The sequence below is a fragment of the Pinibacter aurantiacus genome (assembly GCF_019130065.1).
In the GTDB taxonomy this organism is placed as follows: Bacteria; Bacteroidota; Bacteroidia; order Chitinophagales; family Chitinophagaceae; genus Pinibacter; species Pinibacter aurantiacus.
On the sequence record NZ_JAHSPG010000018.1, the window covers coordinates 624813 to 645529 of the forward strand.

The 20717-nt window shown below is 43.0% G+C and carries 16 protein-coding genes; 7 read left to right on the forward strand and 9 right to left on the reverse strand.

The features are described 5' to 3' along the window. Window positions 1-295: 295 nt before the first annotated feature. Window positions 296-1219 carry a DUF6807 domain-containing protein gene (locus KTO63_RS25920; protein WP_217795190.1) on the forward strand — a complete coding sequence of 308 codons (924 nt, stop codon included), beginning with the start codon at window positions 296-298 and terminating at the stop codon, window positions 1217-1219. A 305-nt stretch (window positions 1220-1524) separates the two neighbouring features. On the opposite strand, the gene KTO63_RS25925 is transcribed toward KTO63_RS25920, so the two are convergent. Then, window positions 1525-2307: a carboxylesterase family protein gene (locus tag KTO63_RS25925; RefSeq protein WP_217795192.1), complete on the reverse strand. Its 783-nt coding sequence runs from the start codon at window positions 2305-2307 to the stop codon at window positions 1525-1527. Window positions 2308-2575: 268 nt separating this feature from the next. Here KTO63_RS25925 and KTO63_RS25930 point away from each other — a divergent pair, with 268 nt between their 5' ends. Next, complete coding sequence (locus KTO63_RS25930) at window positions 2576-3244, forward strand: Type 1 glutamine amidotransferase-like domain-containing protein (protein WP_217795194.1); 669 nt, start codon at window positions 2576-2578, stop codon at window positions 3242-3244. A 75-nt stretch (window positions 3245-3319) separates the two neighbouring features. Here the strand turns inward: KTO63_RS25930 and KTO63_RS25935 are convergent, their stop codons facing one another. Both KTO63_RS25935 and KTO63_RS25940 read right to left on the reverse strand, forming a co-directional pair. After that, window positions 3320-4087, reverse strand: coding sequence for a DUF72 domain-containing protein (locus KTO63_RS25935; protein ID WP_217795196.1), 768 nt, complete (start codon window positions 4085-4087; stop codon window positions 3320-3322). Between the two features lie 329 nt (window positions 4088-4416). Next, window positions 4417-5058, reverse strand: a complete 642-nt coding sequence (locus tag KTO63_RS25940; RefSeq protein ID WP_217795198.1) for a hypothetical protein — start codon at window positions 5056-5058, stop codon at window positions 4417-4419. A gap of 301 nt (window positions 5059-5359) precedes the next feature. Between KTO63_RS25940 and KTO63_RS25945 the strand changes: the two genes are divergently transcribed. Continuing rightward, window positions 5360-5935, forward strand: coding sequence for a hypothetical protein (locus KTO63_RS25945; protein ID WP_217795200.1), 576 nt, complete (start codon window positions 5360-5362; stop codon window positions 5933-5935). 199 nt (window positions 5936-6134) lie between these two features. Further along, window positions 6135-6380: a hypothetical protein gene (locus tag KTO63_RS25950; RefSeq protein WP_217795202.1), complete on the forward strand. Its 246-nt coding sequence runs from the start codon at window positions 6135-6137 to the stop codon at window positions 6378-6380. 18 nt (window positions 6381-6398) lie between these two features. On the opposite strand, the gene KTO63_RS25955 is transcribed toward KTO63_RS25950, so the two are convergent. The 3 genes from KTO63_RS25955 to KTO63_RS25965 form a co-directional block, all read right to left on the reverse strand. Then, window positions 6399-6752 (reverse strand): cupin domain-containing protein, encoded by a 354-nt coding sequence (locus KTO63_RS25955; RefSeq protein ID WP_217795204.1) that lies wholly within the window; start codon window positions 6750-6752, stop codon window positions 6399-6401. A 10-nt stretch (window positions 6753-6762) separates the two neighbouring features. Beyond that, the gene (locus tag KTO63_RS25960) at window positions 6763-7182 is read right to left on the reverse strand and encodes a DoxX family membrane protein (protein WP_217795206.1); all 420 of its coding nucleotides are present in this window, start codon (window positions 7180-7182) and stop codon (window positions 6763-6765) included. A 92-nt stretch (window positions 7183-7274) separates the two neighbouring features. Next, entirely contained in the window at window positions 7275-8063 is a 789-nt protein-coding gene (locus KTO63_RS25965) for a helix-turn-helix domain-containing protein (protein ID WP_217795208.1), read from the reverse strand. An 80-nt stretch (window positions 8064-8143) separates the two neighbouring features. On the opposite strand from KTO63_RS25965, the gene KTO63_RS25970 reads away from it, so the two are divergent. Together KTO63_RS25970 and KTO63_RS25975 are read left to right on the forward strand one after the other, a co-directional pair. After that, a complete protein-coding gene (locus tag KTO63_RS25970) occupies window positions 8144-8479 on the forward strand; it encodes a zinc ribbon domain-containing protein YjdM (RefSeq protein ID WP_217795210.1) in 336 nt (111 codons plus the stop codon). A gap of 258 nt (window positions 8480-8737) precedes the next feature. Further along, a complete protein-coding gene (locus tag KTO63_RS25975) occupies window positions 8738-9892 on the forward strand; it encodes a TIGR03118 family protein (protein WP_217795212.1) in 1155 nt (384 codons plus the stop codon). Between the two features lie 201 nt (window positions 9893-10093). Here the strand turns inward: KTO63_RS25975 and KTO63_RS25980 are convergent, their stop codons facing one another. Further along, window positions 10094-15427, reverse strand: coding sequence for an FG-GAP-like repeat-containing protein (locus KTO63_RS25980; protein ID WP_217795214.1), 5334 nt, complete (start codon window positions 15425-15427; stop codon window positions 10094-10096). Between the two features lie 253 nt (window positions 15428-15680). Between KTO63_RS25980 and KTO63_RS25985 the strand changes: the two genes are divergently transcribed. After that, entirely contained in the window at window positions 15681-16358 is a 678-nt protein-coding gene (locus KTO63_RS25985) for a flavin reductase family protein (RefSeq protein ID WP_217795216.1), read from the forward strand. A gap of 86 nt (window positions 16359-16444) precedes the next feature. Here the strand turns inward: KTO63_RS25985 and KTO63_RS25990 are convergent, their stop codons facing one another. Next, a complete protein-coding gene (locus KTO63_RS25990) occupies window positions 16445-19981 on the reverse strand; it encodes a PKD domain-containing protein (RefSeq protein WP_217795218.1) in 3537 nt (1178 codons plus the stop codon). A gap of 150 nt (window positions 19982-20131) precedes the next feature. After that, the gene (locus KTO63_RS25995) at window positions 20132-20701 is read right to left on the reverse strand and encodes a DNA polymerase family A protein (RefSeq protein WP_217795220.1); all 570 of its coding nucleotides are present in this window, start codon (window positions 20699-20701) and stop codon (window positions 20132-20134) included. Between the last annotated feature and the right edge of the window lie 16 nt (window positions 20702-20717).

Sequence of the window (20717 nt, forward strand, 5' to 3'; positions counted from 1 at the left end):
CCGACGAAGGAGGGATCTGAGTGTTTACACTGACAGCGTGTTAATGTGAGACACAGATCCCTCGTACCTCGGGATGACAAGCAACCTTCTTTTAATTCTTCAAACAGGTTAATTAAACAACATCAAGTCTTTTAGTTAACATGTCGTTTATTGCCGAACAAAAGAGCAAGTCGCAACTCTCATTTTCAAATTTTCAAATCCTCAAATTTTCAAATTACTATATTGCAAAACAATCATCCGTTTAATTGCCATGCGAATAACACAGTTGCTATTTTGTTTGATGTTTATTTTTGCAATGCTAAAAAATGTCACGGCACAGAAAATCACTTTGCGAAAGGATACGCTGGCGAAAGAGATAAAGGTTTATGCCGGAGGCAAATTATTCACCAGCTTTTGCTACAGCGATACCCTCACAAAGCCCATCCTGTATCCCGTATACGACGGTGACGGCACAACTATCACGCGTGGCTTCCCTTTTCAGCCGCGACCAGGAGAGCCAACAGATCACCCTCACCACCAGGGAATCTGGTTCAACTATGAGAATGTAAACGGCATCGATTTTTGGAACAACTCGTATGCGATTCCTGCAGCAAAGAAACATCTGTACGGCTCCATTAAAACAGGAAGTTTTTCTTCAACCATACAAAACAAAACAGCACTCATCAATTATACGGCCAGTTGGAACGACATCAACAAGCAGGCTTTGGTTAAGGAAAACACAACACTGACGTTTTCTGCTAAAAATAATATCCGCATCATCGATCGCACCACAACATTACAGGTAGTAAACGATGTAACTTTTAATGACACCAAAGACGGATTGATCGCAATGCGTGTTGCGCATGAATTGCAGATCCCTGTAAAAGGCGACACCATTGCCAATGGCAACTATATCAGCAGCGAAGGAAAGACGGGGGATTCCGTTTGGTCAACACGCGCCGCATGGTGCATGCTGTATGGGAAAATAGGGGGACATGTTACAAGCATTGTTATACTGGATAACAAAAACAATCCGGGCTATCCCACTTACTGGCATGCAAGAGGTTATGGATTGTTTGCTGCGAACCCCTTGGGACAAAAGATTTTCAGCAATGGCAAACTTGCATTGAACCTGCGTCTTGCAAAAGGAGAGAGCATCTCGTTTCGATACAGAATTGTGATTGCAACAGGTGATAGGGAATTAAGCACCCAACAGATTGAGCAACTGTCAAAGTTTTAAAGAAGCTAATATTTACCTCTGACATCGACCTAAGGTCTATCTGTTCAAAGAATAGATGACATCTTACATGCCGCCCCTACGGGGCTGGCTCCATGTTTTGGAGATTGTTTTTTTCTACGAACCTGTAGCCCCTATGGGGCTGTTCACACCTCAAAGCAAGCTACAAACAGCCCCTTCGAGGCAAAACGTTCGTAGGCAATACCACATTACCGCGATAAAAATTCCAGTCCCGTAGGGGCGACATGTTAAATATCGCGAAGCGAAAGATGTTTAGTTTGCCTAAGGCTAACGGTTATATAATTCACCTATTTATGCTGCCGAAACAGCCATTCGATCATAAGCGGATCGGTATAAGCTCCCAGCCAGGCAAAGTGCCCCACTTCCGGCAGCATGGTAAAGCCCGGTCGTGCACCAGCTTTCCATAACGCCTCCAGCATATTGAGTGAGAACTCCGGGTTAACAGCAGGATCTTCGGCTCCGGTGAACATCCAGATAGGAATTTTCGCAATAGCCCCTGCCTTCGCAGGATCACCTCCACCACACACAGGAACCGCTGCTGCAAAAAGATTGGGCTCACGCTCTATCGCATCAAAGGTTCCGAAGCCACCCATTGAAAGTCCGGTTATGTAAATGCGGGATGTATCTATTTGTCCATCCGCCTTCATCTTTTTTATCAGGGCAAGCAGCAATTCCATAGGCTTGGTTGGAGTAGGAGCCAAGGGCGCAGTAATTGAGTTACGGCTGCTGCCGGGTGGCGTCCAACCTGAATTTGCGGGACATTGCGGCGCAATAATAACCGCGGGATACTTTAATAGATTTTGCTCACTTGCAAAATTCATCACGCCCCATTTCAATTGCGAGATATTATCAGCGCCACGTTCACCCGACCCATGCAGGAAAATCAACAGCGGATAATGTCGCTTTGGATTTGCATCAGGGTTAAGCTGGCGGTAATAAAGCGTATCACCCTTACCGTTGGTATAGAATTGCGGACTGAAATTAGTTTTTTCCTGGGCCTTTGTAGAAATGACCGCAAGAACAGCAACGATCATGATGATGACTTGTAGCGATGTAGTTTTTAAAAACATATGGTTATATATTTTGAATGTAGCAGCTACTCAATATAAATCAAATATGTTACAGTTACCAGTAAAAAACATAACGTTGACCGGGAAATAAAATGCCGCCATACCTTGTTAAAGTAACGCTTTGGGGGCTATCTTTCTTTCTCTTAAATATGGCACAGAAGCATGTTGCTATTTCTGATTTTAATTTCAACCTTTGAAATATTTTTTAAAGAACCCACCTACAACTCTCGCCCGTTAATCAAAACATTGTTCAGCAAAAAAACTAAGCATGAAACTTCTTTTAACTTCCGCAGGCATCAGCAACACAAGCATTCACAATGCGCTTGTTGAACTCATGGGAAAGCCCGTTGCCGAAGCAAATGCATTTTTCGTTCCCACCGGCTTATACGGCGTTTCCAATGGCGGAGATGTTGCACGCAGAGTAATTTGCGGAACGTTGGGAGATCCCTTTTGCGATATGGGTTGGAAATCATTGGCATTGCTGGAACTCACAGCATTGCCCACACTCAGGCAGGAACATTGGCTACCTCCCCTTCAGCAAGCAGATGTATTGCTGGTAGGTGGAGGAGATTGTCAATATCTTACTTACTGGATGCGTCATTCAGGCCTGGCAGATATTTTGCCATCGCTGCTGCAAAAAACTGTTTATGTTGGCTTAAGCGCCGGCAGCATGATAATGACAAGTTATGGCACCACGTACGGAAACCATACACTGGCACCAGAAAGCGACAAGTCATTTGGGTTCGTTAACATCGCCATACATCCGCATTTGGATTATGAGGCCTTTCCACAAAATTCCATGGCCAATCTCGAAAAGCTGGCCGCCGCATTACCAATGCCATCTTATTTGATCGATGACCAAACCGCGCTTAAAGTTGTTGATGGCCATATTGAAGTGATCTCGGAGGGACACTGGAAGCTGGTGGATAAAATTTGAAGATTTGGGAATTTGAAAATTTGAAAATTCGAAGGTTGCAGGCATTGATTGTCGAAGCAAAGATATTGAGCTCATCTAAAGCGCACGCACATACTTGTCGAGAGTAAGTGCATTGTGAATGGCTGCTCCAATTGTATTGTTGAAATATGCGAACACGGGTATTTTTTTCTCCAGCCATTCGCGTATAGTCATGGCATGTTCGCGAAGAAAATCATCAGCATAGCCACCACGATAATCACCTTTTTCTCCATGAAAACGCAGATAAACAAAACTTTTTGCCATGTCAATTGTAGGTGTATGTGACTTCGGCATATCGTGCATAACAACAACTGCCTTATAATTTTCCAGCATTGTGTAGACTTTGTCGTGGTACCAGGATTTGTCGCGGAACTCTATGGCGAGATGCCAACCCTTCAATTTTCCTGTAGAATGTATTACATCAAGCAACCGGCGAACTTTTTGAGAATAAGCAACTGAAATACTCGCAGGAAATTGCACAAGAATACACCCTTTCTTATTGCCAACCATATCCGCTGCATCCATAAAACGATTCACATCTGCCGCCTCATAATGCAGCTCTTTTGCATGGGTAACTGACTTTGAAAGCTTTAATGTAAAACGGAATGTTGAGGGCACATCATTCGCCCATTTTTCAACGGTGCGCAGCATGGGAAGTTTATAAAAAGTGCTATTTGTTTCAACGCTATTTAGCATCGATGCGTAGTAATGCAATCTTGTTTTGGCCTGGTAGGCCTGCGGAAAGAAAGCTTTATTGGCAACGGGGAGAACGATATTGCTGGTTCCACAATAGAACTGCAAGTCTTTATTTGATTTCGATTTCAAAGGCTGCACATTTTTGAGATTCTGTCTGCAGAAGTTGCAAATATATTTCTTAGATCAAAATGCAATTGTCATGCCTTCGAAAACGCCATATATTCTTTTTAACCACAGAGGAAAAGAGTTTTTTTCACAGAGGAAAGGAGAGGTGTTTGAAAAATAAATGACTATTTAAAAAAACAGAGAAAAAGAGGTTCATTGCACAAACCTCCTTTCCCCTGTGAAAAAAATCTCTGTCAACTCTGTGGTTAAAAAAAACGCTTAGTGAAACTTAGTGTCCTCAGTGCCTCAGTGGCAAATTAAAGCGTCGCAAGACGCTCCTGTTGCAAATCAGCTTATTTCAACCTGAATGTCAACCCGCCACCCAGTCCAAACTGGTACATGGTTGAATAGGTAGAAATCCCGGCACCTGTACCGCCTGTTCCAAAATAGAAACCACCGCCGGCAGCTTGCACATTTGAAAGCAGTTGTGCCTGCAGTTTAATACCTACCTTTTCAGATGCCCAGAAGTTTCCACCCAGGCGAAGTCCCCAGGCAAAGAAAGTTTTGTTTCCGCTATTGCCATTGTCAGGATTTTCCAAATGCATGAAATTCGCGCCTATCAATAGTCCTCCGTAACCTTCCACCTTTTTGTTGTGACCGCGAAAATAACGGGTTCCGCCAATCATGGCATAGTTCATATCGACGTTAAATTCAGTGTTTTTAGCAACGAGCTGATAATAATTCATTGGCGCTTTCGTATCCTGGCGCATGTATAATAATTCAATCCCATTGTCCTCATGCACAGCGAACTCCAATCCCGCGCCCCATACAAGCCCCCCTTTAATCGTTCCATTGTAGTAGTTGGTAGTGCTATAATAAGAATCAACACCATCGTTGAATGCGCCTATTGCATAACCATTTAACCTGATACCTTGCCCGAAGGAGCAAATTGTGAGTAGTGTCGCGATTGAAAGCAATGTGAGTTTCTTCTTCATATTATTTGATTTTTGAACCAGGGTGCCATCTTATGATTCGCCGCCGGCAGATGCAATAGGCACTCTGATTATAACAATGAAATTACAGGTAAACCTTGCCTGTGTTTTAGAACAATCACACTTAACGGATAAATTGACCGCATTTAACGGTGTAGCGGCTACGGCTAGGGACTCCGAACTCTCAATTCTCAACTCTCAACTAACAACCCTGTACAAGAAAAATGTCAGTTTTTCAGCTGCCCGTCGTCATAATAACACCTGTCCGGATTCTGCAATTTTGCGTCCATTAGAGAATAAAACAATGAAAAATCACTACCCCTCAGTAGTCAAAGGCATCGCTCTCATTGCCTTTCTGTTACTAACTTATGCGGCCTTCAGCCAGGAAAACAACATTCCCTTTACACCAAGACACAGCGTCGGCATCAATATTGGCCATGAGCATTCCTTCGGCGGCGTTAATGAAAGCGGTAAAAAAGAAATGACCGTTCTGGCCTATTGGGGGCTTGATTACAACTATCAGTTTGCCCGGAAATGGGCCATCGGATTGCACACAGATTTCATCACAGAATCGTTCAAAGTGGAGAACAAAATAGAAGGTAATGAGAAAGAAATAATAGAACGTTCTACACCAATAGCACCTGCTGTCATGGGCTTTTACAAACCAACTGAGCACTGGAGCTTTGGTGCAGGCATGGGCGGTGAGTTTGCCAAAGAAGAGAATTATGCCCTTAACAGATTTGCTGTTGAGTATGGTGTCGAAATAAAAAAATCATGGGAAGTTTTTGGTGCGCTCCAGTATGATGTACGCTGGAAAGCATACGATACATGGACGATCGGGCTGGGCATTTCGAAGAGCTTTGGCGAAAGACACAAATAAGTTGAGAGTGGAGAGTTGAGAGTGGAGAGTTGGAAGCCAGACAACTAATAACTAATAGCTAATAGCTGATAACTAATAACTCTCAATTCTCCACTCTCAACTCTCAACTCTCAATTCTCAACTCTTCTAATTTCCCTTCCCAATAACCAAAACAGATTAGATTTTTTTTAGATTTCTTTTCTCCATTACATTTGCAGTGATGGAACACTATTTCGAACTGCCGGTGAATTATGAGGGAATTGAACAGTCGTTCAAAGGGCGTCTTGTAACTTTTGGATATGATTATAAGTTCTACATCGTTGTAAATGGGCACGAGATCGTTTTCGAAAGTGATGAAGACGGATCATACAGGGCTATCACTAAATCTTCAGACCATAAAAAGCCCGTCGATACCAAACTACTGGAAGCCATTATTTTAGCCTTGCATCAAATATCACTCTCTTAGTTTCTTTTTTATTTAGCATCATAAAATTTCAACTTCTTCAGGTACCACAAACAAAATGGTGCAACCGGTTTCCGTTTTTACAGCGTGTTTAAAATTAACCGGCGTAAACAAATAGTCGCCTTTATGCAATACCGCTCCTTCAACCATGGCTTCACCGTCCAATACAAACAATTCTTCTCCTGCGGGATGGTTGTGATAGGGATAGCTTGCTCCCGGTTCAAACTTCAAAAGAATGGTTGTTGACCGTTGCTTCGCTTCGTCAAAATGAAGGGATTTTACAAATACACCTTCGTAATGAATGCCTTTTTCAATCAGTGGTTGCCAATCAGTTTGCGCTGTTTTTACAATGTAATGTTGAATGCTGTTGTTCATTTATCTGTTTTTATTTGTTAAGAAATTGATCGATGCTCCATTTGCCGGCTGGAACGCTACTCAAAAGAAACGCCCCGGCACTAAACGCAAAAGCGGAATAGTCCAGCGGTTCCTTTATGCCAAAAGAAATAGCCATTGCGATACTGAATAGTAATGTGAGAATAGCGGCACACAATGCCACAATGCTTGTTCGATAGCCGATGAGCAGCAACAAACCAAGGCTTAGCTCTGCAAGGGTTGATAAAACCGCGAGCAATGGCGCACATGACTTAGGTAAAAATGAATTGGTTTGTGCTGTATAGTTCACAAAATTTTGCCACCCGGATGAATGGCTGCCCCAAAGGCTTAACCTGCTGGCCACAGCTGAAAGAAAGCCCGCTGATAAAGCGATGCGAAGTGAGAAAGAAGAGATGTCTTGTTTTGTGGTCATACCTGTAAGTTTTAATCGCTTGATTACAGGTACAAAGTTGGCATAACATGCGGCCCCAGAGAATAGACGATTCTGGAAAAAACATATAAAATCTATACCCCGACCTCTTTTTTGAAATCTTTGGGGGATTTAGCAGTGTGTTTTTTAAAGAAGTTTGAAAAATAGAAAGGATCGTTGAAGCCAAGTGCATACGCTACCTCTTTTATAGTAAGGTTTTCATAATGCAGCAAGCGCTTTGCCTCTGAAATAATGAGACTGTATATTACATTTTGTGCCGTCTTATTCGTATGCAGTTTCGACACTTCGTTAAGCTTCGCTTCCGTTGTTAATAGCCTTTGCGACAATTGAGAGACTGTATAGTTTTGTGAAAAATTGTTTCTTACTTCCAATAGAAATTTTAAGAACAGGGCATCAGGTTTCCATATTTCTATTCCGCTTGCAATCTTGCTTCTGTTTAATTCAATTAACAGCAGCTCTATGTGCGAGTGCGTTGAAACCAAATACTGGTAAGGTTTTTCTTCAAGTTCAGCTTTAATCTTATTCAGCGTCTCTTCAAAGAAATCGAAATTTCTTACATGGATTACTTCATTTATTCCGAAATGGCAAAAGAGGCTGTTGTGAAAAATGAGTTCAATGTCATTATCATTTTTGCAGAAGAAATCCAACGTAAAATCAAGAACGGTTACAACTCCATTTACACGCTCCAATTGATGATATTGCCCTGAAGTAATTGTAATGGCCTCTGATTTTTGCAGGGTAAATTTTTCTTCATCCACCATAACGTCCACCGTACCTTCTTTGCACCAGAAAAGAATATACTTTAAAACCCTTTGTGGTTTTTCAAAATCTTTTGTTGTGCTGATGTCTTTAATGTTGATCATTCTGCTGTTGAATTTAGTAATTAAAATCAGGATTCGGTTCCTTAGATTTTTTTACCTTTGCGGCCATTAAATTTCAAGAAATGAGTGAATTCCCTCCATGTCCTCAGTGCAAATCGACTTATACGTACCAGATGGAAAACCTGCTTGTCTGCCCGGAATGCGGTCATGAGTGGAACCCTGAAGAAGCAAGCGCTGAAGAAGCGTTTGTTGTGAAAGATGCAAACGGCAATATTCTTCAAAATGGAGATACAGTTGTGACAATCAAAAACCTTCCCGTAAGAGGTTCATCACAAAGTATAAAAGCTGGCACCAAGGTGAAAAATATCCGCCTCGTAGACAGTGACCACAACATTGATTGCAAGATCGATGGCTTCGGGGCAATGGCGCTAAAATCCGAGTTTGTCAAGAAAGCATAGGAACATTAAAATATCTTTCTAAGCCGTCTCAAAAAAATTTGAGACGGCTTTTTTGTTTTGATTCTCAATAAAGGCAAGCTTTTTCAAGCATTGCATTTTCTACCGTTATTATCTACCTTTATATTCCTCACGTTTTATGTGATCACAAATACAATTCCCCCACGTCACTCCCCTGAAATTCCGATTCACAAGCCAATTCCTAATGGATGCCTCCCGAAGCCCGTCTGTGGATTTTTTTCACAATTAAACACACCTTGTATGAAACAGACATCTTACGCTTACAGTCTATCTTTTTTTAAAGGACTGTATTCGCTTGCTTTTGTTACCTTATTGCTATGTTCCGGTTGTAAAAAAGAATTTTTCATAACAGCAAAAAATGATCTGAAAGATTTTGGACAAGTAAATCTTATTGCCAACAACAACGAGTATGGTGCTACCAGGATTGACGACGATTTTCTAAACGCATGGGGTCTGGCTTTCGCTCCTTCCGGAGTGCCATGGGTGAACACGGAAGCTACGGGCCTTAGCTACGTGCTAACTGCTGCGGGCGGCAATGCGCGGCCACCAGTACTAATTCCATCACCTACTGACACAATGGGTGGCGCACCTTCCGGCATTATTTTCAATGGCACTACCGGATTTAAACTCACCAACAACAATCCGGCAAGATTCATTTTTGTCGGTACTGATGGCGTTATTTCAGGATGGAACGGCGGTAATAAAGCGGAAAGAGTTAAGAACAATTCTGCAACCGCTTCTTATACCGGACTCGCTATTGCTGCCAGCGGTGGCAAGAACTACATATATGCTGCAAACTTCAGAAAGGCTACAATTGAAGTATATGACAGCATGTTCAACTGGGTGGCAATGTCGTTTAAAGATCCGGGCCTTCCTTCCGGCTATTCTCCGTTCAATATCCAAGCCATTGACAAATGGCTGTTTGTGATGTATGCGCAACAGGATCCTTCATCACCAGATGAGGAACTGCATGGTGCGGGCAAAGGCTTTGTAGATATTTTCAGCACCGACGGTTCGTTTGTATCGCGCTTTATTTCGAAGGGGGCATTAAACGCACCGTGGGGAATTACAATGGCACCGGCAGCCTTTTTTGAAGACATGAAAGACATGAAAAACGACAACGAGGGCAATGATAAAAATAAGAACATGAAGAATACGCAGATCATACTGGTGGGCAATTTTGGCGACGGCCGCATCAATGCGTACAACATGGCCGGTGTATTTTTGAAGGCTCTGCAAACACATAACAAGGCCCTTGAAATTGATGGTTTGTGGGCAATTGCTTTCCCACCAACTACTTCTACCAATGGTGTTGATCCGAACGCATTATATTTCACTGCCGGCCCGGATGACGAAAAGGATGGGCTCTATGGATACATTAAAAAGACAGATTAAAATGATGGAGGTTCCGGCATCCAGGATATTGTATTTGTAAATTCAATAACACACAGGCACAAAAAAAGTCCGCAAACGCAATGTTTCGCGGACTTTTTTTTATGAGATATCCGAAGAATGTTGTCGTTTACAAACTCTCCGGCGACACTAAAGCATTGTTCAACAAACGACATGTTGTAGTACATTGAATAGTTGCAGCGCCTAGTGCAGAATCATCAATCTGCCAGTTTTCAAAACATCGCCAAAGCCGGTCGTTACGCGGAAATAGTATTGTCCTGTTGGTAATTTGCTGATGTTCACTTTGGTAACATTGGTGGTAAACTGTGTAAACAACACGACTTGACCATTGCTATCCATCAATTGAAAATTCTTGACATCGTTATCGTTTGAATTTACCTGTACAGTTACTTCTGTGCTTGCCGGATTAGGATATACGCTTACCACATCCTGGCAACTGTCTACTGTAACTTTTACATGTGCAGTTGCGATACAACCTGTTCCTATATTGATTCTTGTGAGTTCATACAATGTCGTTCTTGTCGGGCTCACAAACGGATTCGATTGTGAAGACGTAAATCCTGCGGGTGATGAACGCCAGGAATAATTATATCCTTGTTCAGCATCACGTCCAATTGTTGTGCCGGAGCCGACACAAATTTTTATTAGCGTGTCCGCTAAAGCAATGGTTTCATTTCCGCTCACTTTCATCGAAATAACATTACTGAACACGGTATCCTGCAAAGCGCAACGTGAATCGGTGATTAGCCTAACCTGTATTTTATCTCCGTCCTTAAGGTTGGTCGAAATAAATGTCGCTGAATGGATGTTTGTACCCGTACCGTTAATTAACCACTCATACAGAGGCGTATTTCCACCGTTTGCAATCTGTACGGTAAGTTGTGCAACAGTGCCGGCACAAATTTGTGGCGTTGCTGTACTTATTGCAACAGTCGGCAATGTCTTATTACCTACTGTAATGGTAATACTGTTGCTGGGCGCAGTTATTAAACCACATGCCGTGTGTTGTGTCGCGCTAAGTATAATAACATCTCCATTTAACAGCGATGAGTCTTTGTACACACTCAGGTTCTGGCCGACCCAGATGCCATTCTTTGTCCATTTATACTCATCTACAGAATCGGCACCGGTAGCTGTAAACGTAACCGGCTCTCCACTGCAGATAGAGGTTGCTGAAGCATTGATCGAAACATTTAATACCGGAGCAACTCTAACATGCATCACAATAGAATTACTACTAACCACAGCAGGAGCTGCACAATAGCCTTTTGTTTTTATCTCTACCTTAATCGAATCGCCTTCCCGCAAAGTGGTGTCAACATAGGTCGACTGATTTGCACCAACAGTATTTCCGTTCTTCATCCATTGGTATGATGAAGCCGCATCACCATTTTGAATTGTCGCTGTAAATGTTGCCGATTGCCCTTTGCAGATAGTTCTTTCAGGCGTTGTAATGGCAACGGTTGGGTTTGCTGAAGAAGGCACTTTCATGACGATCTCGTTGCTGTTAACACTTACCGGGTTTCCGCATGTTCCCATCAACGACTCAGTTACCGACACTTTATCTCCATTTGCTAACGTACTGTCAGTATAGCTACTTTTATTCTCGCCAACTGACGCGCCGTTCTTCATCCACTGGTATGAAATAGAAGGATTGGTATTAACTGATACAACCGAGAAAGTCACAGGAGTTCCCTTGCAGGCTATGGTGTCTGATGCTTCTATAGAGACAGTTGCCGGACCGTTCGGTTTTGTCGTGACAGTAATATAATTGCTGAATGCAATATCGGGTTTCGCGCAGGTAAGGGTACTTTTAATCCACACGCTGACAACATCGCCATTTATCAAAGTTGTTTTTGAGAACACACTATCTGCCGAACCCGGAATTGAATCTACTCCATTGATCCGCCAATAGTAGGTAGGGGTGCCTGCATTGATCGCGCTGGCCGTAAAGGTTGCATTCGCCCCTTCGCAAATAATGGTGTCTTTGGAAGATATGGTAACCTCGGGCTCTATGGTTGGGTTAACCTTCATTACAATAATATTGCTCGTTGCAGTAGGGGTGGTAATGCAACCATCACTGCTTGTAAACATTGCAGAAACTGAATCCTTGTCTTTAAGATCCCAAAGCGTCAATGAAGTATTCGTTGCATCTAATGGCTTACCGTTAACGAACCACCGGAAGTCGACGTAAGGGCCGCCGTTTACCGGATGGCCTTCAAAATCAACTTGCGTACCAGCACAGATCACAGTGTCTGTTGAGGTAATTGTAAGAGACGGAACCAGTTTCTTTTTTATTACAAGTTCAAAGGTTTTACTAACTGTGGAAGAGTTGTTTATTTTACATCTGAACTCATAACCGTTCCAGGCGAATGGCACATTTTTAATTTTGAGCTCAGCGGTTTTTGCCCCTGAATAATTGTTGTTGTCAACTATGTCATTAAAGACTCCATTTGTTTTAAGCTGCCATTGATACGTCGCTCCATTCAGGTCGGACTTTATGGAAACGGGGCCATCTTCACAAAGATCAACAGTAACATTACCACTGGTAAGCAAGATGCTAAAACCAAAAGTCTCAGAAAAACCGACATCAGGTATTCCGTCGTTATTATAATCTGCTATTGCAAACCTTGGAATTCGGTTGGAGCTATCGTAAGCAAAATCAAATCGGTCGCCGAACGCAATAGAACCGGGAGTGGATTTATTTTGCCACACACTAAGCTTTGCGATTTTGTTATTAGGTTCTGTTTCCGTAGCCAGGCCCGCAAGCAGGTCAGGATACCCATCACCGTTAACATCGCTCACGGCAGCACCTTCGATTGCTTTGAACGATGCGTAATAAACAGGTGCTGCAAAGCTTATGGCACCTCCTGTGGTTGTGTTTCGCAAAATAGCCATCTGGGTATAATAATTCCCATTAACGACGATATCTGGTTTTCCATCCATATCGATGTCGGCGACAAACGAATTGCTTCTTATCGATAATTGGTCGACAGAAACTGGCGGTGGAATTGCGATGGGTGGAGCAAATGCAATGGTTCCCGGATAGCCTGTGTTTTTAAAGATGAGCGTTTCCTGTCTCGTTGATACGATCAGGTCGGGCCTGCCATCGCCATCAAGATCGGCCGCATTGCAATCACCTATGATGGTGGGATCGTAGTGGATGTCACGAATCAAAGATGCCGGCAAGAGCTTAAAGGACATATTCCCTGCAGCGGTAGTGTTTTGATAGATGCGTATGCCTGAGCCGGCATCACCGGTGGGACCAAAAAGATCAGGCTTTCCATCGCCATCAAAATCAGCAATCGAGATAGCTTTTATGGTTGTTTTGTAGGGGTCCTTAAGTATATCTATTGGAGCGGACAAACTTATATTGCCACCACTACTTGTGTTCTTCAATACATACATGAAGTTCATCCTGTTGTCGGTTTCCACAATATCCGCTCTACCATCACCATCAACGTCACAAACGGCAAATTGACTGTTTAAATCGAACCCATTTGCAATGTGTATAGCAGGCTGCGCCTCAAAATAAAATGAATCAATGGTGCTTGTGTTTTTAAGCACTGTAAAGTCATTTCCATCCTGTATCCTGGCAGTTATCAGTTCTGTTTTGCCATCATTGTTAAGATCATGGTTGCCAAGAAGCTGAGAGCCAGTTGGGATTGTAAACACTTTTCTTGTTGGCCAATAGTTCGCGGTAATGTCGCCGCCACCCGCAAAGGTGGTTACAAAAGGCAAATTGGAATAAGTTGTAAGTCCACCCACAGTAACACTCATTGGCTTATAGGTAGTACCGGCAGGAACAACTACTTTAAGTTCAGTATTGGTTGCTGAAGAAACAATTGCCCGGATGCCGCCGATATAGACGATGTTGTTGGCAGGTGTTGTACTGAAATTCGTTCCGGTTATAGTAACGATAGTGCCTACCGGGCCTGACATTGGTGCAAATGTTCTGACGGCAAGAAACGTAGTAAATATAAACCCACTCTTAGTTGTAGTTCCTACGGGCGTGGTTAAAACAACGTCTCCGGTGGCGCCTGTACCTACTGTTGCTTTCACCAGTGTATCAGCAATTACTGAAATAGCAGTAGCAGCAACACCACCAAACGAAACAGTGGTGGTGCCCGTTAAATTTTTACCCTTTATGTTAACCACTGTGTATTTACTTGCAGTGGTTGGATCAAAGGAATCGATAAGTGGTAGCTTCGGCCGCTGCGCAGGAATAAAGTAAGGATACTGGACAAGTGTATCGGTTTTGCCATTATTACTCACTACCAGCTTGACCGTGTCTACGGAAGCATAAATGTCGCGTACGTAGGAGGCATCATAAGTAGTGGCTATCAGCGAGTCGTTTATGAACCACTGGTATTGATAACCTTGTTTGCTGTAGTTTACCAGTTTCACTGTTTTTGTATTGTATACGCCGGATGTATCCACAGCATAAAAAGCCCTGGGAAGGGGAGTGCCCCCGCCATTGGTTGTAAGCTCCAGAAAGCCATGACCACCGCCGGCCCAAAACTGATCTCCGTTGCGGAAATAAATGTCATTATGTGAGTAGCCCAGGTATGTATAATCGTTATCCCGCGGAAGAGGTTCCCATATTTTTCCTGAATCGGAAGTTTTATAAATCGTATATGCCGCGCCAATTGTATAACCAACGCTGTCGTTCAAAAACTTCATTTTTACGCCCGGACATTCGGTAATGCCTGTTTTGTTTTTCTTCGTCCATGTTTTGCCTCCATCGTTTGTGTAGAATAAGTCATTGTTCTCCGCAGTATGTACCCACCCCTGCGTTGCCGATCTAAAAAAGGCATAGACTGGGGTACCATTCTGCGGAGCGCCGATCGGTGTCCAGTAGACACCACCGTCATGTGTTTTCAATATTGTTTTTCCTGCAAAAACAAAGACATCATTGTTGCTCGCTGCTTCGATATAATCGTAATAACCATAGGAGGTTAATATTTTTGACCAGGTTCTTCCTTTGTTAGTTGACTTGATAATTCCATCCGCCGTTACAGCATATCCGATACTGTTTCTTTCCGGAAAAACCATGTCAGTAATGCTATTCGTATAGTCGTTGTTGGGATTGTAATCAATATGGTAAACAAGTTTAAATGTATTGCCGGAATCGATGGAGAAAAGTATGGATGGCTCAAAACCATAATCTCCGTAAACAATAACTGTATCTGCATTTACTGCATGAACTCCTGATATAGTGAATCCAAATGTCAGATTTACGCGATAGCCGCTGAAATCAACATTTGCCATTCCAATATATTTCCGTTGAAAGGTTCTTCCCGTATCGGTTGTGAAACCTACCCAATCGGAGAACCCCACGTAACCTGAAGATGGAGAATAAAAACTGATTTTCTTTACCTGGTTATCTTCCTGATACTGATCCAGGAAGACTTTGCGCATTTGCGCGCCGGCTGTGGAAAAAATGAAAAACAAGGCACAAAAAAGCAGGTACTCTTTTTTCCGGAGAATAAGGTAGTAGAGGAATTGAAGGTTCACTTTTCTGAATATTTACATTGAAAAGAATGTAGATATTGGAAATGTCAAAACAACTAGGGGAGAATCCACTGGGTTAGGATGGACAGGAGCAGTAACAAAATACAAAATATATTAAAATCAAAAGTAAAATTTCGGTTACACATGAAAGGCCGGGTAGTTTTCATAGATTTTCAATTTTACACTACCCAAAAACTCCGCAAGAAACGGATTGTTGCCATGCCGCTTTACAAAGAGTTTTGCATAAAAGAAAATTATGCATATCGTATCAGTACCAAATATTTTATACTTCGGCGCGCCGGTTGTTTTAATTGGCACTACAAATGAAGACGGCAGCTACAACCTCGCGCCAATGTCATCTGCATTCTGGTTGGGCTGGCGCTGTGTGATTGGGTTAGCCGCATTTTCTAAGACCACACAAAACATTCAACGCAATGGCGAATGCGTGTTGAATCTCGCTTCTGTAAACAATGCAGCGGCGGTAAACAAACTTGCACGCACAACAGGAAGCGACCCTGTTCCTTTAGGAAAACAACAAAAGGGCTATTATCACAAGCGGGAAAAATTTGCACACGCAGGTCTTACGCCAATAACAGCAGACATTGTAAATGCACCGATGGTAAAGGAATGCGATGTACAACTCGAAGCAAAACTGATGCATACACGCTCGCTTGCAGAAGAAGATGAAGCGATGAAAAATAAGATCATGGTAATGGAATTGCAAATCGTGCGGGTGCATTTGGAAGAAGATATTTTAATGACCAACGATGCTAACAAAGTAGATCCCAACAAATGGAAGCCGCTCATCATGAGCTTTCAAAAGTTGTACGGGATCGGCGACGAAGTGCATTATTCTACACTTTCCGAAATACCGGAGGTTTTGTATAGGACGCCGGATATTGATAAAGCAAGCATGATCAATTCACCGTACTAAAAGTCAAAGGCCGAAGCTATTTGCAGCGGCCTTTGATATCTTATCATTTGAACTATTTTAAAACGAAAGTGATGCCAACATCCAACCTATCCCTTTTGCCCTTTCTTAAACGAAGAAATAATCGTGTCCACAAATCCACTCACTGCGCCCTTTGCAATATTGCCTGAAATATTTGCTACGCCTTTCACCAGTGTTTGAGCAAGTTTCAAGCCTGTTTCTTTGTTTAAGGCAAAACGAGGAGCTGGATTTTCTGTGTTGGTAAATCGAACGCCTTCCATCGTCGATGTGTACTTTTCAACATATGGAGACAGTTGAATTACAGCCGACTTCATTCGTTCATCAAGCTTGTTGAAGTCGTGGGTTTCTACTCTGTCAACAGGGCAACTTTCATCCTGCTGTTTTCTTCTTTCGAGTAATGCGCTGTGCAACGGTTGGATCATGAACAATGCACATTTGTCAATGTAAATGGTGGCAACGCCATCGCTTTGCAATACCCCTACAAAACAAGTGATCTTATTCGACTTTGCAGTCACCCTTACAGATGCATGCACCCATTCCTGTACAGGCAGCGCCTCCACCCATTGGATATCACTGCTCGAAGCATCCGTACCGCCAGATGCATCAATACCAATAACACACTTGGCATTGTTGCCTATAGGCAAATGATAGTAAGCAGTAAACTCATAATCCCAATAACAATTTACGCAAATGGTTTGCCGGATGCCCGCAAGCCCGCTTCCTCCAAGCTTTACAGCTTGTGAGCGCTGGCCATTACGACAGATAAATTCATCGGCGTCAAATTCTACTTGTAACGTGCCGCTGTCAGATGCAGCGTTGCCGCTTGTTTCATTCAACAACAAAATGGATTGCGCAAAAGGCTGCCATTCGTTGGCTACCATTTGTAATTGCTGTTGCCTTTTATCATCACCCACACGATAGCGGAAACCATTTTCAAAACTAGCATTGCCCAATTCAACAACAGACACTATAATGATCGCAGCGTCTTCTCCGCCATCATCATCAGTTACGGTAACCTTGGCAATATAGTTTCCCAAACAGGTATAAATGTGCGAAACAGAAGCAATGCCTACCAGTTCAGGAGCATGATGGTTTTCTTTTATTGTCGACATTTTTATGGTGCCATCGCCGGTGTCCCAGGTAGCAACATGTGTATCGCACCAGCCGGGATCGGTAAACATTACTTCGAGCCTCACGGGTTGATAACGTATAACACAAAGGCGTTTCGGTGCAATGATCTTGGGCGGCACATTGATTACTTCAACCACCATTGTTGCCTGGCCCATGCCACCCGCATCGTCTTTCACAAACAATGTTACTGTGTAGAAACCATTGTCGCACCACGCATGCTTCACAGATATTTCGCCTTGTCCCTGCGGCTCGTTATTGGTTTCTGTTACTGTGCCATCAGCAGGAGAAGAGTTATCACCAAAGTCAAACCAGGCAACGTGTTTGTCGAGCCAGTTATCATCTGTAAAACTTGCTTTCAGCTCTACTTCCTGTCCTTCGCTTATCTGAACATTTGGCTTATCGAATGTTACAACCGGCGCCACATTCTGCACTTTAACAGTTGTGTAGTGTTTGCTCGTCAAGCCACCATCTTCATTCACTTTTATTTGCACATGCGACACATAAACACCACTCTTGCCGTAGCGATAGTCAAGACTTCTTACACTCTGAACGGCACCATTACCAAGGTTCCACTGCGCACTTGAAAATGTTTGCACCGCGCCGCCATTAAAATGAACAGGATTGTTACCTACCGTAAAATAAGGCCCGTGGCTGCGTGCCATATCAAGACTGGTGAGCGCATAAGTTGATTTAATGATCATGTTGCCCGCAAATACAAGTCCTGTCGTTTGTATGATCACCGGATTCTGAAAACGTGCAGACACATTACCGATCTTATCAAGTTTATCTGGCCATGCACCAATGCTGGTGACTTTGCCGGATTCATCTTTTGCAACACTACCGCCAATCTCGGAAGCTACACTTTCTACAACTGCCATTATGATCACGGCGATAATAACGCCAACAATGCCCAATGTAAGAAAGCCAATTAATGCAGAAAGTATCCAGGCGGCCGCACCCATGCTTACATCCGGATCGCCATCCAGGTCGTGCTTGAGCATTTGTCCGCCATCGGAACTATCTTCCCAATGCAGTTTTACTTTTTGGTGAAAACCGGCATCAACATCTATGCTGTCGGCAATAGCATCGACGATGGTTACATCGCCGTGCACGTCCAGATAACCATCGTCAAGATCGAGACCAAGATCATTTAATCTTACAGTTTTCCCTTTGATCTTTTCATCGAAAGTATGGGAGTGACCATCCTTCAATTCAGGATACATTTGATCGCGTTGCTTATTGAATTCCGTCTGTACTTTTTGCGCAGCAGTAGCAATCGCGAAATCATTTCCCGATGGTATAAAATTGGTGATGGCACCTGAATTGGCACCACCCATGTCGTTAATACAAATGGCCATTGCATCGCTCAGCGCCTTAGGAGTAACATTTGAAATTGTTGTGTCTGTGCCGCTAAGGTCCTGCACCTTCCATATCTGCATTTGCTTGCGGCGCTGTAGTTCTGCCTTGATGGTATTTTCAATAAACCCCTCGATGGCATCCAGTGTAGGTATGTCAACACTGATATCTCCAAAGCTTTTCAATTGTGTTGCAGCGCCGGTTGCAAAGCCTGCTTTAATCAACGCATCAAGATCCTGACCCGCAATGGAGGCAATGCTTTTGTTATAGGTATAATTGGTTCCTTCCTCTCCTGAAGCTGCGGTTATATTTGTTAACTCAACAGTAGCAGTGGATGTCTTTACAAAAATATTACTGTCGGTCTGCGTAAAATCTGCCGTCATCACAGCAACACCATTCACGCCCATCGGCGTATGAAGTGACTGCCCGTACATACTGCCGGTAATATCGTAGAAACGCAGGTGACACGGTATCAGCACCTTCACATGGGTGGCGTCAGGTTTTTGAATAGTTATTTTCTGCGAAGGATTATTAACGTCGTCATAAAAATCAACCCGCGCCTTCATGCTGAATACGAGAAATGAAATAGGCACAGGATCAATTACATGCGGAATGGAATTGTCAGCGTATTTTTTATGTACAAATTCTTCAATCGCTGCATTGGTGATAGGCCCTATGGGATCGCCGCTGGTGATATTTACAGTTACGCCGTCTGAAGGCATTGCCGTAAAATCAGCAACAATTTCATCGTTGTTAATTCCTCTTATCGGCGTGCGTACAAAAACATCAGCCGTCATATCAAACAGCTTTGCAGAATCTATTGGCGGATTGGCGATCTCTACGTGAATAATGGTGCCGAGTTTTACACGAACACCGTCTATTGGTACATCCATGCTAAGATCAAGTTGATCTTGCGGAATTTGTACCATGCCACTGCTGATCTGGTAGGGTCCAAACGTTGTAGTGGAAGGCACAGAGGGGCCCGGAATAGTTATCTGTTCTGGGATTACACCTTCGTTACTGTCGTCGCCGCCGCTTTTCCATGCAGCTTTCAGCAATTCTTTAAGAGAGCTTTCTCTTAACTCCGCAACAACTTCAAAGCCGTGAGTATCTGCCATAACATGAGTTTAATGATGGAACGATTGTTTTCACGAGCACGGTCAGAAGGAATTAATAATTAATAATTAAAAATTAATAGCTACCGCATGCCGATTGTTTTCGGAAGATAGTTTGATGCTTAATGCTGCATTGATTATTAATCGCAACAATTATTTTCTGCTTAGGCGGAACGCGATCTTCGTTAGGGGAGTAGATTGTTTCTTTTGCTGAATGATTTCAAGTGTGGCAGCATCAGCAAACCTCGGTACGGAGTTTTCAATTTTGCGGAATTCCAACAGTGCTGGGATGGCGGGATGTATGTCTTTAGCATCTTCCAATTTATCTGTCCATTTGTCTTTCACAAATTGTGGCGCAGATAAAATAAGATCGCTGATCTTTAATGATGCCGATTCCTTTTTAGCGGCAGGTTTCTGATTTTTCTCAACCAGCTTTTCAAACACTGCAGCTGTTTCATTATCATCTTGCAGATTAAACGTTGAGCCTGCAAGAGAAAATATTTTTGCTTTCAGTTCATTGTAACGCTCCATTTCCTGCTTACCAAAGCGGGCATAAGTTTCCAGCTCTGTTTTTGCTTCATCAGTAATCGTGTATCCTAATTTTTCAAGTGCAGCGAGTGGATTTGCAAGTGCTATATATGCGAGGTCCGTATCATTCCCATATTTTTCCAGCAACCGTGGCATCAGCATTTGCATATCATGCACAGAAGATATTGTTGCCATAAAAAATGATTTGAAG

What these genes read in the sequence shown, in the direction of transcription:
- KTO63_RS25920 (WP_217795190.1), top strand. Translation starts at nt 296, where the DNA reads ATGCTAAAAAATGTCACGGCACAGAAAATCACTTTGCGAAAGGATACG.
- KTO63_RS25925 (WP_217795192.1), bottom strand. Translation starts at nt 2,307, where the DNA reads ATGTTTTTAAAAACTACATCGCTACAAGTCATCATCATGATCGTTGCT.
- KTO63_RS25930 (WP_217795194.1), top strand. Translation starts at nt 2,576, where the DNA reads ATGAAACTTCTTTTAACTTCCGCAGGCATCAGCAACACAAGCATTCAC.
- KTO63_RS25940 (WP_217795198.1), bottom strand. Translation starts at nt 5,058, where the DNA reads ATGAAGAAGAAACTCACATTGCTTTCAATCGCGACACTACTCACAATT.
- KTO63_RS25945 (WP_217795200.1), top strand. Translation starts at nt 5,360, where the DNA reads ATGAAAAATCACTACCCCTCAGTAGTCAAAGGCATCGCTCTCATTGCC.
- KTO63_RS25950 (WP_217795202.1), top strand. Translation starts at nt 6,135, where the DNA reads ATGGAACACTATTTCGAACTGCCGGTGAATTATGAGGGAATTGAACAG.
- KTO63_RS25955 (WP_217795204.1), bottom strand. Translation starts at nt 6,752, where the DNA reads ATGAACAACAGCATTCAACATTACATTGTAAAAACAGCGCAAACTGAT.
- KTO63_RS25960 (WP_217795206.1), bottom strand. Translation starts at nt 7,182, where the DNA reads ATGACCACAAAACAAGACATCTCTTCTTTCTCACTTCGCATCGCTTTA.
- KTO63_RS25965 (WP_217795208.1), bottom strand. Translation starts at nt 8,063, where the DNA reads ATGATCAACATTAAAGACATCAGCACAACAAAAGATTTTGAAAAACCA.
- KTO63_RS25970 (WP_217795210.1), top strand. Translation starts at nt 8,144, where the DNA reads ATGAGTGAATTCCCTCCATGTCCTCAGTGCAAATCGACTTATACGTAC.
- KTO63_RS25975 (WP_217795212.1), top strand. Translation starts at nt 8,738, where the DNA reads ATGAAACAGACATCTTACGCTTACAGTCTATCTTTTTTTAAAGGACTG.
- KTO63_RS25985 (WP_217795216.1), top strand. Translation starts at nt 15,681, where the DNA reads ATGCATATCGTATCAGTACCAAATATTTTATACTTCGGCGCGCCGGTT.
- KTO63_RS25990 (WP_217795218.1), bottom strand. Translation starts at nt 19,981, where the DNA reads ATGGCAGATACTCACGGCTTTGAAGTTGTTGCGGAGTTAAGAGAAAGC.
- KTO63_RS25995 (WP_217795220.1), bottom strand. Translation starts at nt 20,701, where the DNA reads ATGGCAACAATATCTTCTGTGCATGATATGCAAATGCTGATGCCACGG.